The sequence below is a fragment of the Williamsia soli genome (assembly GCF_017377795.1).
Taxonomy (GTDB): Bacteria; Actinomycetota; Actinomycetes; order Mycobacteriales; family Mycobacteriaceae; genus Williamsia; species Williamsia soli.
In genome coordinates this window covers 76,593-90,898 of sequence record NZ_JAFRDR010000011.1, presented here as the reverse complement: position 1 = coordinate 90,898, position 14,306 = coordinate 76,593, and the positions used below count along the sequence as shown (strand labels likewise).

Genomic DNA, 14,306 nt, shown 5'->3' with positions numbered 1-14,306 from the left:
TATCCCCAGCACGTACTGCCGCTTCCTCCGATGCAGTGGAATGCCTGGGGCTCCGCCGAGTCCGCCACCACTCTTCCCCAGCCCGTGAAAGACCTGCTCGGCCAGGTCCTCGGCATCTCGGGCGACCCGGTCTCCGCACCGGCTGCGGCGCAGATCCAGCTCTCCCCCAGCCGCCTGACGAGCACCGACGTCGCTGAACTCGAGGCCATCGTGGGCACCGTCGCCACAGCCGACGGAGACCGGCTGATCAGGGCGGGCGGGAAGTCCACCCTCGATCTGCTCCGGCGCCGGCAACCCCACCAGGACGCCCCCGACGCCGTCGTCGCGCCGGCGACGAGCGCTCAGATAGCCGAACTCCTGCGCTGGTGCGCCGACCGGTCGATCGCCGTGGTGCCCTTCGGCGGCGGTACCAGCGTCGTGGGCGGCCTCGACCCCGATGCCGGCGGTCTGCGCGCCGTCCTCTCGGTGGACCTCTGCAACTTCGACCGGCTGGTCGCGATCGATCCGGTGTCGAACCAGGCGACTCTCGGCGCCGGGGTCACCGGACCGCGGGCCGAAGAACTGCTCGGCGCACACGGGTTCTCGCTGGGCCATTTCCCGCAGAGCTTCCGGTTCGCGACCATCGGTGGGTTCGCGGCCACGCGATCGTCGGGGCAGGCGTCGGCGGGTTACGGACGGTTCGACGACATGGTGACGGGCCTGCGAGTGGTCACCCCGACGGGCATCCTCGACCTCGGCGGCGCCCCCAAGACCGCAGCCGGCCCCGATCTCCGCCAGTTGTTCCTCGGTTCGGAAGGCACCTTCGGGATCATCACCGAGGTCACCCTGCGAGTACGTGCCGCTGCACCGGTCACGCTCCACGAAGCCTGGCACTTTCCTGACTTCGTCACGGGTGCAGCAGCATTGCGCGCGGTCGCGCAGCAAGGTGGCGGTCCCACGGTGATGCGACTGTCCGACGAGGCGGAGACAGCGGTCAACCTCGCGAGCCCCGGCAAGATCGGCGCCACCGACGACACCGTCTCCGGCGGTGCCCTGGCGATCACCACCTTCGAGGGCACCGGCCCTGTTGCGCAGGCACGGCAAGAGCTGGCCGCGGCCCTGTTGTCGGACGCCGGCGGACGGTCCCTCGGCGCTCCGCGCGGGCAGGCCTGGGAACACGGCAGATTCGACGCGCCCTATCTTCGCGACGCGCTTCTCGCCGTCGGGGTCGGATGCGAAACGCTCGAGACCGCCACCACCTGGAACAACCTCTGCGCACTGAAAGACGTCGTGACCACCGCGCTCACCGATGCGATCGCGACGTCCGGATCACCCGCACTGGTGCTCTGCCACATCTCGCACACCTATCCCACCGGCGCGTCGCTCTACTTCACCGTGGTCTACCGGTGTGACAGTGATCCCATCGTGCAGTGGCAGGCCGCGAAAGCCGCTGCGTCCGAGGCCATTGTTGCCGGCGGTGGCACGATCACCCACCACCACGCGGTCGGTGCCGACCATCGACCGTGGGTGGGGGCAGAGATCGGCGACGTCGGCGTGCGGATTCTGCGCGCGGTGAAAGACGCCCTGGACCCCACCGGGATCCTGAACCCGGGCAAACTGATCCCATGACCATCCGGCGCATTGCCGCACTGATCAACCCCTCCGCACGTCACGGTCTCGGAGCCGGTGCCGCCGAGACCGCACTGGGGGCGCTCCGCGCCCACGGTCTCGACGTCACCGAGATGATCGGCCGCGACGCGACCCACGCGCAGGAGTTGGCGCACAGCGCCGCCCGGTCCGATCACGATGCCGTCGTGGTCATCGGCGGCGACGGCAGTATCAGGTTGGCGCTCGTGGCGGTGCGGGGGACCGGCACGTCCATCGGCCTGATGCCTGCCGGTACCGGCAACGATCACGCACGCGCACTTGGTATCCCGATCGACGATCCGGTCGCCGCCGCGGCGATCATCGGCGCCGGTCACCAACGCAGCATCGACCTTGCCCAGATCACTCTCGCCGATGGCAGCAACTCCGTGTTCGGGACGGTCGCGGCGACCGGGCTCGATGCGTTGGTCACCGAACGGGCGAACATGCTTTCGCGGCCGAAGGGTCAACTGCGGTATCCCATCGCAGCCGTGGCCGAGATCGCGAAGCTGAAGCCATTCCATTACCGGATCACCGTCGACGGCACCACCATCGAACGCGATCTCGTCCTGGCGTCGGCCGGTAACACCCGTTCGTACGGCGGAGGGATGCACATCACACCTGACGCCATCATCGACGACGGGCTGCTCGACCTCACGCTCGTACTCAGCGGCTCCCGACTACGTCTGCTGACGCTCTTCCCAACGGTGTACAGCGGCAAACACATTCACCGGCCCGAGGTCGAACAGCTGCGGGGTCGAAAAATCGTGCTCGAATGCGAGCCCGCCGCACCCATCTACGCCGACGGCGACCGGGTCGGCATGCTTCCCGCGACCATCGAAACCCTCCCCGGTGCCGTAACCTTTCTGGTACCTCGCAATCCCTCGAAGGAGTCTCGTGCTCAAACGTGACGTATCTGCCCAGCTCGACGTCGACATCACCGGTGAGACCGATCTGGAGTTCCAGATCGCGATCGCGCCACATCCGGGTGCCGAGGTGACGGAGTCGCTGTCGTTCCTCCTCGACGGTCGCCCGTTGGACGTCCGCGAGATCAGTGGCGCCCACGGTAACCGCATCCACATGATGCACGCGGGCGTGGGCAACCTCCAGGCCAAGTACGAGGCCACCGTGATCGGCAACACCGAGCCCGCACCGGTGTCCGACTACGATCTGTCACTGTATCTGCGTCCCAGTCGTTATGCCGAGGCGGACAAGTTCTTCGGTTTCGCCGCAAAGCAATTCGGCGACATCACCGAACCGGCCACGTTGCTGGAGAAGGTATCGGCCTGGGTGGGAACGCATCTCGACTATGTGCCGGGTTCGAGCGATCCCATCGACGGAGCCGCGGACACGCTGCTCGCCGGAGCCGGGGTGTGCCGCGACTACGCACATCTCGTCGTCGCGACGCTGCGGGCGGTGAACGTTCCGGCGCGACTGGTGGCGGTCTACGCACCGGGCTGCGACCCCATGGACTTCCATGCCGTCGCCGAGGCATTCGTCGACGGGCAGTGGCGCGTGGTGGATGCGACCTGTCTCGCACCGCGGCAGACCCTGGTCCGGATCGCCACCGGCCGCGACGCCGCCGACACCGCCTTCCTCGACAACCACAAGGGCGGCATTGTGCTGAATAACGCGACGGTCACCGCGGTCGTCGACGGTGAACTCCCCAGCGACGATCTCGGCCAACTGGTGTCGCTCACCTAGACGCCGCCGGTTCTGCCCAGACGTTGTCAGTCCTGCTGCTCCGCCCACCACTGCCGCAGGGCCTCTTCGGCTTCATCGTGTGACATGGGCCCCCGGTCGAGGCGTAGTTCTTTCAGGTACCGCCACGCCTTACCGACTTGTGGACCCGGCGGCAGACCGAGTAGCTCCATGATCGCGTTGCCGTCGAGATCAGGCCGGACACGTGCGAGATCCTCCGCCTCCGCGATCTTGTCGATCCGGGCCTCGAGGTTGTCGTAGTTCTGCTGCAGTCGCTGTGCCCGGCGCTTGTTGCGGGTGGTGCAGTCCGCCCGCACGAGTTTGTGGAGCCGGGGGAGCAGTTCACCGGCGTCCGTCACATAGCGGCGCACCGCGGAGTCGGTCCACTGGCCCTCGCCGTATCCGTGGAATCGCAGGTGCAGGAACACCAGATTGGCCACGTCTTCGATCACGGCCTTCGGGTACTTCAGTGCGCGCAGCCGTTTGCGCACCATCTTCGCTCCGACGACCTCGTGGTGATGGAAACTGACGCCGCCATTGGGTTCATGCCTGCGCGTACCCGGTTTGCCGATGTCGTGGAGAATCGCGGCCCACCGCAGCACCAGGTCGGGATCGCCGTCCTCGAGATCGATCGCCTGCGAGAGCACCGTCAGGGAGTGGGTGTAGACGTCCTTGTGCTGGTGGTGTTCGTCGATCGCCAATTTCATCCCGGGGATCTCGGGCATCACGCGTTCGGCCAGACCCGTTTCACACAACATGTCGACACCCTCGACGGCGTGCTCTCCGAGGATCAGCTTGTCGAGCTCGGCCGCGATCCGCTCGACCGTGATGCGTTCGATCTGCGCAGCCATCCGCACCGTCGCAGCGAACACGCCGGGGGAGAGGGAGAAGCCGAGCTGCGAGACGAACCGGACGCCGCGCAGCATCCGCAACGGATCGTCGTTGAAGGAGTCCTCGGGCGCCGCGGGCGTGTCGATCACCCCGGCGAGCAGAGCGTCCAGGCCGCCGAGAGGGTCGACGAACTGCTGACTGCCGTCGTCCCCGATCTTCACCGCCATCGCGTTCATGGAAAAATCGCGGCGGATCAGGTCGTCTTCGAGACGGTCACCGAACCGCACCTCGGGATTGCGCCCCACCCGGTCGTAAGAATCGGCCCGGAAGGTCGTGATCTCGATCTGATGCCCGGCCTTGGCAGCGCTGATGGTGCCGAAATCGATACCGGTGTCCCAGATCGCCTCCGCCCAGCCGTGCAGCAGTTCCTTCACCTTGTCCGGCCGGGCGTCGGTGGTGAAGTCGAGGTCGTTCGTGAGGCGCCCCAGCACCGCGTCACGCACCGAGCCCCCGACGAGATACAGCTCGAATCCCGCTGCCGCGAATCGCGCTCCCAGCGGGTCGAGCACGTCCGACAGACTCCTCAGCGACACCGCAGCCGCAGCCAGTAACCTGGTCCGTCGTTCGGCGGCGGCCAGGTCATCTGTGGAATCAGCAGGAGTTGTCACGAAACGCCAGAGTACCGACGAAGACCTCGAGCTCCGCCTCCGGCTTCGTCTCCCGGCAACGTCCAACGGCCACGCTGGAGCAAACAGCGGGTTACACACGACTAGCATCTATTGGGTGTCAGCCGAACCCACCGAGCCGAACAGGGACGTCGCCCGGCGCCCACGGCGCAGGCGCGGCGGTAGGCGCGGGGCCGCTCGAGATGTCGGCACGAACCAGAACGGAACCGAGCCGCGTCAACAACCCGCAGGTGGAGAGCAACAATCGGCCGATGATCGCTCCGGGACCGAGTCGGGTGGCGGCGGCTCCCGCCGATCCCGTCGCGGCCGTCGACGCAAACCGTCCAGGCCTGCCGACAGCAGCGCCGAGGCGGCCCGCAGTGAGGCGACCGGAGTGGCCGGGAACCCGGTCACCGAGGGTAGGACCGCGCAGGTCAAGCCGTCGGACGTCGGCAAGACCAAGGCACCGCCAAAGGTGCCCGCCAACCTCGCCAAGCAGCGTCTTCGCACGGTCAGGGAGACCTCGGCCGGTGGCCTGATGGTGTCGGGTCTGGACGGACCCGGTGAAGAACGTTGCGCCGCCCTCATCGGTCGGGTGGACCGTCGTGGCCGGATGATGTGGTCGTTGCCCAAGGGTCACATCGAGACGGGGGAGACGGCCGAACAGACCGCCATCCGCGAGGTCGCCGAGGAAACCGGTATCAAGGGAAACGTCGTCGCGCCCCTCGGCAAGATCGACTACTGGTTCGTCAGCGAGGGCAAGAGGATCCACAAGACCGTCCACCACTATTTGATGCGGTTCACCGGCGGAGAACTCTCCGACGCCGACTACGAGGTCGCCGAGGTCGCGTGGGTGCCGCTGACCGATCTGCCCCGACGACTGACCTACTCCGACGAGCGCCGGCTCGCGCGGGTCGCCGAGGACGTCATCGCCGAACTGACCGCCGACCCGGACCGCATGGCGGAATCGGAGTCGCAGGGTGCCCGCACCGAGCCGAACGCCTACGAGAAGGCGGCGGCCGCCCGCAACCAGAAACGCAACGAGCCGCCCGTGGTCGCGAAACCTCGACGACGACGGCGCCGCGGGCGTCGCGGTGCCGGCCGGGGTGGCGACGGCGATGAGTCCTCGGGCGCACCGGCTGCGCACAGTCCGCCGGCCGGCTCCGGCCCGCCTGACGCCACGTGAAGGCACGATCGATGCAGGTGCTGGTCGCACTGCTGGGGGTGCTCGCGGTGATGTTCGGGATCGGGTCCGGACCACTCGCCGGCGCCGCACCCGGCGACGGAGAAACCGCGACCGGGGAGTTCCTGAGCATCTCGCTCGACGCGATCGACCCCTCCACGGTCACCACAACCAGTCCCGGCACGGTGACGGCCCGTGGCACCCTCACCAACGTCGGCGATCGTCCCGTCCGCAACATCGCGATGCGTCTGCAACGGGCACCGGAGGTGACCACGAGCGCGGGACTCGGGGACTCCCTGTCCGCCGACGCCAACAGCTTCGAGGTCGTCGGCGATTTCCAGGACATCTCAGAACAGCTCGCGCCCGGCAAGACCGTCCCGTTCACCCTGCAAATCAATCTGTCCGACAACAGTTCCGGCGATCCCAGTCTTCAGATCGACAGTCCGGGCGTCTATCCGATCCTCATCAATGTCAATGGCACCCCCGACTACGGTGTTCCGGCCAGACTCGACGACTCGCGCACGCTGCTGCCCGTGACGGGGCTGCCGCCGGACCGCGACCGCGCCCAGACCACTGATCCGGGAGCAGACCCGGCCACGGCACCGATCGGGGGAGACGGCTCCGTGCCGCCGGACACGTCTTCGCCGGTCGCCTTGACGATGTTGTGGCCGATCGCCGCCCCTGCCTCGCTCGCGCCCGGCGTCACCGGTGGGGGAGACGAGACCGTGCGCCTGATGGACAACGGTCTTCAGCAGTCGATCTCACCGGGCGGCCGCCTCGACCATCTGCTCACGGCGATGGAGCAGGTACACGCCGACGATCCGGACTCCCAGCTCTCCCGCAGCCTGTGCCTGGCGGTGGATCCCGACCTGCTGGTCAGCGTGCAGGCGATGACCGAGCCCTACCTCGTCTCCACCGATCCGGGCGATCCCACCGGGCCGGCCCGCGAAGGTACCGGAACCCCGCAGGCCATTGCTTTCCTCGACAGGCTCAGCGCCCTGGCGGGCCAGACGTGCGTCGTCGCGACGTCGTTCGCTCACGTCGACACCGCCGCCCTGACCCAGGTGGCGGACAGGGATCTCTCCGAGGTCGGGCTCCGCGCCCCCGCGGACATCGTCGACACCATCCTGGGCGTCAAGAGCGTGCGCGGACTCGCCATCCCGGCGTCAGGTGTCCTCGACGACGCCGGGGCGGATCTGGTCCGCGACACCGGGTCCACGGGCGCCGTCGTCGCAGCCTCCGGCGTCGCCAACACCTCGCCCACCTCACCGGACGGCCTGTATCCCCTCGGCCAGGACCTCGCGGCGCAGACCTACGATCCCGCCCTTGCCAGCGCACTGGCCGCGTTGGGGACCACCCCGCACTCGGCCCAGGTGACGCCGAACGCACAGCGTGCGGGCTGGGTGCACGGCTCCGAGCAGGCCAGGCGGCAGACGGCAATCGCCTCGCTGATGTTCTCCGCTCTCGCGCCGTCGGCGAGCGGCGCGACACCCGAAGCCACCCGGCAGCAGAGCACACCGCCGCCGGCCGATCCGATCGCCGACCGGATCGGCCGCGGTGAGGTGCTGATCGCACCGCCGACGTGGTCGGCGACGCCCGAGGACACCAAGGCGGTGCTCTCGGCGATGACGATGCTCCTCGGTTCCGACCTGGCCGTGCCGCGGCCTCTGCCCGACATCGCCACGGAACTGGCAACCGCCTCCTCCACGCCCACCGGAGCCACCCTGGTCGCTCCCCGTACCGCACAGGTCGCGGGCCCCAGCCCCCAGGCGATCGCGACGGTGCGCACCAGCAGCGCGCAGATCTCGGAGCTGCAGGACGCGATGACCAAGCGAGCCGATGTCCCCATCACCCCCGCCGCCTACATGGCCCCACTGCGGGAAGATCTGCTGCGCGCGCTGGCGTCTGTGGCCCCGCAGGATCAGCACGCGGCGGGCCACGCGGCGAACATGCGTACCTCGGCGGTCTCCATCACGGTGGCGAGCATCCGGGACGGCGTGGGCATTCTCGATCCGGGGGGTCGCTTCACACTCGCGTCCGAACGCAGCCCCCTGCTGCTGGTCATCCGAAGCGATCTTCCGGTGGCGATGCGGGTGCGACTGAACATCGCGGTGCCCGACGGGATGACCGTCGGCGACCTCGGCGTGATCGAGATCCCCCCGAACGGCACCCGCCAGATCCAGGTCCCCACCCGCGCCGACCGGTCGAGATCGATGACCGTCGCGATCGGTCTGGTGACCGCGAACGGCGTCCCGTTGGGCGATCCCATCAACCTGTCAGTACATTCCAACGCATATGGAAAACCGCTCTTCATCATCACGATCTGCGCCGGGGTGCTGCTGGTCTTCCTGGCCGGACGCCGTCTATGGCACCGTTTCAGGGGTGAGCCCGACCCGGCTGACCTTGATCGGCCCGAGCCCGACGAACGAGATCGCCTGATGGCCGACTCACGCGCACTGCACAGTCCACCCGAACGCGGTGGCCATCACCCGGACGGCGGACACCGATGACCCAGGGAGGATCACGGGGTTCGACACCGGTGGTTCCCACCCAGCCCTCCGACGACAGCGTCCTGCGGACCAGCGGTTCGATCGCACTCGCCACGCTCATCTCCCGGATCACCGGATTCGTGCGCACCGTCCTCGTGCTCGCCCTGCTGGGTGCGGCCATCGCATCGTCGTTCCAGGCCGCGTACGTGCTGCCGAACATGGTCGCCGAAGTCGTGCTGGGCGCGGTGCTCACCGCGATCGTCATTCCCGTCCTGGTCAGGGCCGAACGCGAGGACGCGGACGGGGGAGCGGGCTTCATCAACCGCATTTTCACCCTCACCGTCGTGGTGCTGGGTGTGGCAACTCTGCTCGCCCTCGTCGCGGCGCCGGCGCTGACGATACTCAACCTGGGTGACGGCAAGGTCAACCGCGATCTCGCCACCGCACTGGCATTCCTGCTGCTTCCGTCGGTGCTCTTCTACGGGCTGTCGGCGCTGTTCATCGCGATCCTGAACATGAAGGGCCTGTTCAAACCGGGTGCGTGGGCGCCCGTGCTGAACAACATCGTGCAGATCACGACCCTGATCGCGTACGCGGCGGCGCCGGGGGAGATCTCTCTGAACCCGGTCCGGATGGGAGACACCAAACTCCTCATCCTCGGTGTCGGCACCACGCTCGGCGTGGTGGCTCAGACGATGGTCCTGGTGCCGGCCATCCGCCGCAGCGGCGTGAAACTGCGCCTGCAGTGGGGTCTGGACGCGCGGCTGCGCAAGTTCGGCAACATGGCGCTGGCCATCGTCATCTACGTCGCCGTGCTCCAGGTCGGCCTCATCGTCACCTACCGGATCGCGTCGAGTGCCAGTGAGGCAGGCGTCAGCGTCTACGCCACCCAGTGGCAGCTGCTTCAGCTGCCCTACGGGGTACTCGGGGTGACGATCCTGACCGCGATCATGCCGCGGCTCTCCCGCAACGCCGCCGCCGACGACACCCACGCCGTGGTCGATGATCTCTCACTCGCCACCCGGCTGACGATGGTGTCGATGGTTCCGATCATCGCGTTCATGACGTTCTTCGGACCGGCCATCGGTGTGGCCGTGTTCAACTTCGGCAAGTTCGACGCCGATACCGCATCGCAACTGGGCAGCGTGCTCTCCTGGGGCGCCTTCACGATGATCCCGTACGCGATGACCCTGGTGCAGCTACGCGTCTTCTATGCCCGCGAGGACGCCTGGACCCCGACCTACATGGTGATCGGCATCACCGCCGTGAAGGTCGCGTCGTCGTATCTCGGGCCCGTCCTGTTCGACGATCCGGACGCGGTGATCCGGTGGTTGGCGCTGTCCAACGGATTGGGTTATCTGGTCGGCGCGATCGTCGGCCACTACCTGCTCCGTAGTCGACTCGGCGGGGCCCGGATGGACAACGTGGGTCGCACGGTCCTGTGGACCATCGGCGCCTCCGTCGCGTGCAGTGCACTGGTCTGGGGCCTGGCGGAAGTGTCGGGGCTGCATCGGATGTCAACCGAGCACGGCAAGCTCGGATCGGTCGCGTACCTGTTCCTGGTCGCGGTGGTCGCCATCGGCCTGACCTACACCGTGCTGACCCTGCTCCGGGTCCCCGACGTGCTGGCCGTGGTGGTCGCCGTGCGCCGGCTGCTCGGCCGGTTCATCCCGGCCATCGCTCCGGCACCCGAACCGGACACCGACGGCGCGGCCACCATGACCGTGCAGTTCCCGCGGATCTCTGCCGACGAATCCGTTCCGTATTCTGGTCAAGTCGAAGTCATCCGACGTTTCGACCGGGGAACATCGAGCTGGCAGGCCTATGCGGTCACCAGTGGTGGCGCGGCCGGGATGGATGTCCGGGCGCCCGCCGACTTGCGCTATCGAAGGAGAGGAGTAGGTGCGATGACGAATCAAGATGCCGACACACCGCCCGCCGCCGGGCCTGCACCTACCACCGCGGTTTCCCGGACCGGAGGCGGCAGCGACGACCAGCCGACCACGAAGGCAAGAATCGAGCAGCCACGCCCGCGAGAGAATCTGGCGCCCGCGTCCGACCGCCCGGTACCCGACCTGCGTTCGCGCAGAGGGCCGCGACTCGTACCGGGAGCCGCCGTGGCAGGCGGGCGGTACCGATTGCTGCAGCACCACGGCGGGTCGCGCGGTCTGCAGTTCTGGCAGGCCCGCGACATCAACCTCGATCGTGATGTCGCCCTGACGTTCGTCGATGCCCAGCAGGTCGCGCCGCCACCGGAGCCCGGTGCCCGCATCGATCCCCGCGACGAAGGCCCCCAGGCCGTCCTGTCCCGCACCCTGCGACTCGGCCGGATCAATTCCCCCGGGATCTCGCGTGTTCTCGACGTCGTGCGCGGCTCCTCGGGTGGAATCGTTGTGGCCGAATGGGTTCCGAGTTCGTCGCTGGCCGACGTCGCGAAGTCGGGCCCCTCACCGGTCGGCGCCGCCAGGGCCGTTCGCGCACTCGCGGCCGCAGCCGAATCCGCGCACCGCAACGGCGGCGCACTCTCGATCGACCACCCGGAGCGTATCCGGATCAGCCAGGAGGGCAACGCGTTCGTGGCGTTCCCCGGAACGCTCGCCGACGCCGACAAGTCGACCGACGTCCGTGGACTCGGCGCAGTGCTGTACGCCCTACTACTCGCCCGCTGGCCGCTGGACCCCGACACCGGCTCGACCTTGACCACGAGCCGCAAGTCGAACGAGCCGGTCGGTGGCCTGCCTCCTGCGGCCCCCGGCCCGGACAACCTGCCGCGCGAACCGCGCGCCGAACGACCTGACGTGCCGTTCGAGATCTCCGCCGTCGCCGCCCGGGCGCTGGAGGGCAACAGCGGTATCCGAACCGCAGCAACGGTTCAGCACGTTCTCGACCAGGCAACGGTGCTCGATCAGAAGACCGACCTCATCGCGCAGGTCGGGCCCGGGGGAGCCCCCGTCAGCTCGACTCCGCGTGCAAAACCGCGCATGTTGGGCTCGGGTGGCACCGAACAGAAGAAACCCCGTTCGGTTCGGATGATCGCCACCATCGCCGGCGCCGCGCTGCTGACGCTGTTCCTGGTCATCGCGCTGGTCGTCTGGGCGAGCAACTCGTTCGGCGCCGACGACTCGACACCCGACATCGACTCCATCTTCTCGTCGTCGGCACCGGCCTCCGGAGCCGAGGGTGCCCCGGTGGCAGCAGCTCCGGTACCCCTGACCGCGGTCTCGATGCTGGACTACTCCGATCAGGAGCCCGACAGCAGGCAGAACCTGAACAACGTCATCACCGGGCAGGCACCACCCTGGCAGACCGACGAATACCGCGGTGGACCCAGATTCGGCAACCTCAAACCCGGTCTCGGACTGATGTTCACCCTCGAGCGTGATGCCACCCTCACCGACGTCGTCATCCGGACACCCACCCCGGGAATCCAGGTGGAGATCCGGACCGCCGACAATCCGCAGGCCGCTTTCGAGACCACCCGCCGGGTCGGTGCGGCCACTCTGGAAGCGCAGGAGACGCGCATCCCGATCACGGGCGCCGGACCGTCCAAGTACGTGCTCGTGTGGCTGACGTCGTTGCCGCGCAATGACAATGGCCGCTACCAGGGTGCGATCAGCCAGGTCTCGATGACGGGCTGATGGCACGGTCCGACGACGATCTCCCCGAGGGCGCCGTGCTGTGTGGGGACGGACTCGTCCGTCCGGTGTGGGCGGCACAGCCGGGGCTGATGCGCGACTACTACGACACCGAGTGGGGTATGCCGGTGTCCGGCGAGAACGCCCACTTCGAACGCCTCGTGCTCGAGGGTTTTCAGGCCGGCCTGTCGTGGGCGACCATCCTGCGCAAGCGTCCGGCGTTCCGCGAGGTCTTCTGCGACTTCGACGTGGACACGGTCGCCGGCTTCGGCGACGCGGAGATCGACACCCTGTTGACCGATGCCCGGATCATCCGGCACCGCGGCAAGATCGAGGCTGCCGTCGGTAACGCGCGCGCCACCCAGCAGCTTCGTGCCGGCGGTGGGTTGGTCGACTTCCTCTGGTCGTTCAAGCCGCCGCAGACGCCACGACCGGAGTCGGTCGCGGATGTGCCCACCACCTCGCCCGAATCGGTCGCCATGTCGAAGGCACTGCGAAAGAACGGTTTTCGGTTCGTCGGTCCGACCACGATGTACGCGTTGATGGAGGCGATCGGAATCGTCGACACGCACCTCATGTCGTCGTTCCGGCGCGGCAGTTCCGGGGTCTGGAACGGCTAAACCCGGTGTCGCCGGACCAATTCCGCCAGGTTGACCGGATAGATGAACTCGGTGCTGGCCTCGATCTCTTCGGGACTCCACCATCGGTGGTCGAGAAATGACGTGCGCTCCAACTCCGTCCACCCGGCCGACCGGGGCTCGAATGTGGGCACGTGCGCGACGAAATAGACCTCCGTCTGATGGATCGGCTCGCCGACGAACATGATGTCGAACTCCCGGTGCAGCACCGGACCTGACATCTGCCCGACCTCGAATCCCGTCTCCTCCAGCACCTCGCGGCGCGCGGTCTGTTCCTGCGTCTCGTCACCCTCGCGACCGCCGCCAGGGGTGAACCACCACGATCCCGCGGCAGGATCGGTGGGGTCGAGACCTCGGAAGAGCAGGGTTCGGCCGGCTTCGTCGATGAGGACGATGCGAGCGGCTTCTCGCCGTCGACGATCCATTGGCCACCTTCCCACACGTGCGCACCGCGTACCAGCCTGCCAGAGCGCACCGGCCGCCGCGTACACCCTGCCGGTGGCCACCTGTTCACACCCCGACCCTGGTGTGTACCCATCAGGGCATCCTCAGTGTGTTTGGCTAGTGTGAGTGGCGGCAATCGCCGGTATTGCAGCGCACGTCCGATTTCGAAACGAGAGTGCGATGACTGTCCGCAGAGCCGAGTATCCCCGGCCGAACCACTACATCGTCCACGTCAGTGACACGCATCTGATCGTCGGCGACGAGAACCTCTATGGCGGTGTCGACAGCACCGCCCGGCTACGGCAGATCCTCGCCGAGCTCACCGGGTCGGGCGTCGACATCGATGCGATGGTGTTCACCGGTGACCTCACCGACAAGGGCGACCCGACGGCGTACCAGACGCTGCGGACCATGGTCGAGCCCGTGGCGGACGAGCTGGACGCGGAGTTGATCTGGGCCATGGGCAATCACGACGACCGCGCGAGCTTCCGGGTCGAATTGCTTCGGGAAGCACCCGGGACCACACCGATCGATCGCGTCCATGATGTGGACGGACTCAGGATCGTCAACCTCGATTCGACGGTGCCCGGCAAACACCACGGCGAACTGACAGACGGTCAGCTCGACTGGCTCACGGGGGTGCTGGCGACCCCGGCCGAGCACGGCACCATCCTGGCAATGCACCATCCCCCGGTTCCCTGCGTGCTGGATCTGGCGGTCGTCGTCGAACTACGCGATCAGCACCGGCTCGCAGATGTGTTGCGCGGCACCGATGTCCGGGCGATCATCGCCGGACACCTGCACTATTCGACAACAGCCGTGTTTGCGGGCATACCGGTCTCGGTGGCGGCAGCCACGTGCTACAACCAGGACCTCAACGTGCCGGCCGGAGCAATGCGTGGCCGTGACGGGGGACAGGGTTACAACCTCATCCACGTCTACGACGACACCGTCGTGCACTCGGCCGTACCCATCGGCACGTTCGACACGGTGGGGGAGTACGTCTCGCCCGAGCAGACCGCGGCGCGGCTCACCGAGGCCGGCGTGTACATCGCCGACAGCACGCGACGACGCGCGCGCACCCGCGCCTGAGCAGG

General features: G+C 67.7%; 10 protein-coding genes. 8 read left to right on the top strand and 2 right to left on the bottom strand.

Annotated elements, in window-relative coordinates; all coding sequences use genetic code 11:
* Window positions 1-30 precede the first annotated feature (30 nt).
* From J3S28_RS24040 to J3S28_RS24030, 3 genes are read left to right on the top strand one after another with little or no spacing between them, the layout of a single operon-like run.
* Entirely contained in the window at window positions 31-1,608 is a 1,578-nt protein-coding gene (locus J3S28_RS24040) for an FAD-binding oxidoreductase (RefSeq protein WP_207843566.1), read from the top strand.
* Window positions 1,605-2,534: a diacylglycerol kinase gene (locus J3S28_RS24035; protein ID WP_207843479.1), complete on the top strand. Its 930-nt coding sequence runs from the start codon at window positions 1,605-1,607 to the stop codon at window positions 2,532-2,534. Before J3S28_RS24040 ends, J3S28_RS24035 begins: the two co-directional genes overlap by 4 nt.
* Complete coding sequence (locus J3S28_RS24030) at window positions 2,521-3,327, top strand: transglutaminase-like domain-containing protein (protein ID WP_207843478.1); 807 nt, start codon at window positions 2,521-2,523, stop codon at window positions 3,325-3,327. Before J3S28_RS24035 ends, J3S28_RS24030 begins: the two co-directional genes overlap by 14 nt.
* Window positions 3,328-3,353: 26 nt before the next feature.
* On the opposite strand, the gene J3S28_RS24025 is transcribed toward J3S28_RS24030, so the two are convergent.
* On the bottom strand, window positions 3,354-4,823 hold the full coding sequence (locus J3S28_RS24025) for a CCA tRNA nucleotidyltransferase (RefSeq protein ID WP_307797391.1): 1,470 nt from the start codon (window positions 4,821-4,823) through the stop codon (window positions 3,354-3,356).
* A gap of 115 nt (window positions 4,824-4,938) precedes the next feature.
* On the opposite strand from J3S28_RS24025, the gene J3S28_RS28840 reads away from it, so the two are divergent.
* Genes J3S28_RS28840 through J3S28_RS24005 form a run of 4 tightly spaced genes read left to right on the top strand, consistent with a single transcriptional unit; the run spans window position 4,939 to window position 12,747 of the window.
* Entirely contained in the window at window positions 4,939-6,006 is a 1,068-nt protein-coding gene (locus J3S28_RS28840; RefSeq protein WP_307797390.1) for an NUDIX hydrolase, read from the top strand.
* 11 nt (window positions 6,007-6,017) lie between these two features.
* Window positions 6,018-8,513 carry a DUF6049 family protein gene (locus J3S28_RS24015; RefSeq protein ID WP_207843476.1) on the top strand — a complete coding sequence of 832 codons (2,496 nt, stop codon included), beginning with the start codon at window positions 6,018-6,020 and terminating at the stop codon, window positions 8,511-8,513.
* Window positions 8,510-12,130, top strand: a complete 3,621-nt coding sequence (locus tag J3S28_RS24010; RefSeq protein ID WP_207843475.1) for a murein biosynthesis integral membrane protein MurJ — start codon at window positions 8,510-8,512, stop codon at window positions 12,128-12,130. The genes J3S28_RS24015 and J3S28_RS24010 overlap by 4 nt, the downstream gene beginning before the upstream one ends.
* The gene (locus J3S28_RS24005) at window positions 12,130-12,747 is read left to right on the top strand and encodes a DNA-3-methyladenine glycosylase I (protein WP_207843474.1); all 618 of its coding nucleotides are present in this window, start codon (window positions 12,130-12,132) and stop codon (window positions 12,745-12,747) included. The genes J3S28_RS24010 and J3S28_RS24005 overlap by 1 nt, the downstream gene beginning before the upstream one ends.
* On the opposite strand, the gene J3S28_RS24000 is transcribed toward J3S28_RS24005, so the two are convergent.
* Complete coding sequence (locus J3S28_RS24000) at window positions 12,744-13,190, bottom strand: NUDIX hydrolase (protein WP_207843473.1); 447 nt, start codon at window positions 13,188-13,190, stop codon at window positions 12,744-12,746. The genes J3S28_RS24005 and J3S28_RS24000 overlap by 4 nt on opposite strands.
* A 199-nt stretch (window positions 13,191-13,389) precedes the next feature.
* On the opposite strand from J3S28_RS24000, the gene J3S28_RS23995 reads away from it, so the two are divergent.
* On the top strand, window positions 13,390-14,301 hold the full coding sequence (locus J3S28_RS23995; RefSeq protein WP_207843472.1) for a phosphodiesterase: 912 nt from the start codon (window positions 13,390-13,392) through the stop codon (window positions 14,299-14,301).
* The last annotated feature ends 5 nt before the right edge of the window (window positions 14,302-14,306 follow it).

Bases quoted from the DNA above. Each gene is read 5' to 3' on its own strand.
- J3S28_RS24040 (WP_207843566.1), top strand. From the start codon at position 31: ATGCAGTGGAATGCCTGGGGCTCCGCCGAGTCCGCCACCACTCTTCCC.
- J3S28_RS24035 (WP_207843479.1), top strand. From the start codon at position 1,605: ATGACCATCCGGCGCATTGCCGCACTGATCAACCCCTCCGCACGTCAC.
- J3S28_RS24015 (WP_207843476.1), top strand. From the start codon at position 6,018: ATGCAGGTGCTGGTCGCACTGCTGGGGGTGCTCGCGGTGATGTTCGGG.
- J3S28_RS24010 (WP_207843475.1), top strand. From the start codon at position 8,510: ATGACCCAGGGAGGATCACGGGGTTCGACACCGGTGGTTCCCACCCAG.
- J3S28_RS24005 (WP_207843474.1), top strand. From the start codon at position 12,130: ATGGCACGGTCCGACGACGATCTCCCCGAGGGCGCCGTGCTGTGTGGG.
- J3S28_RS24000 (WP_207843473.1), bottom strand. From the start codon at position 13,190: ATGGATCGTCGACGGCGAGAAGCCGCTCGCATCGTCCTCATCGACGAA.
- J3S28_RS23995 (WP_207843472.1), top strand. From the start codon at position 13,390: ATGACTGTCCGCAGAGCCGAGTATCCCCGGCCGAACCACTACATCGTC.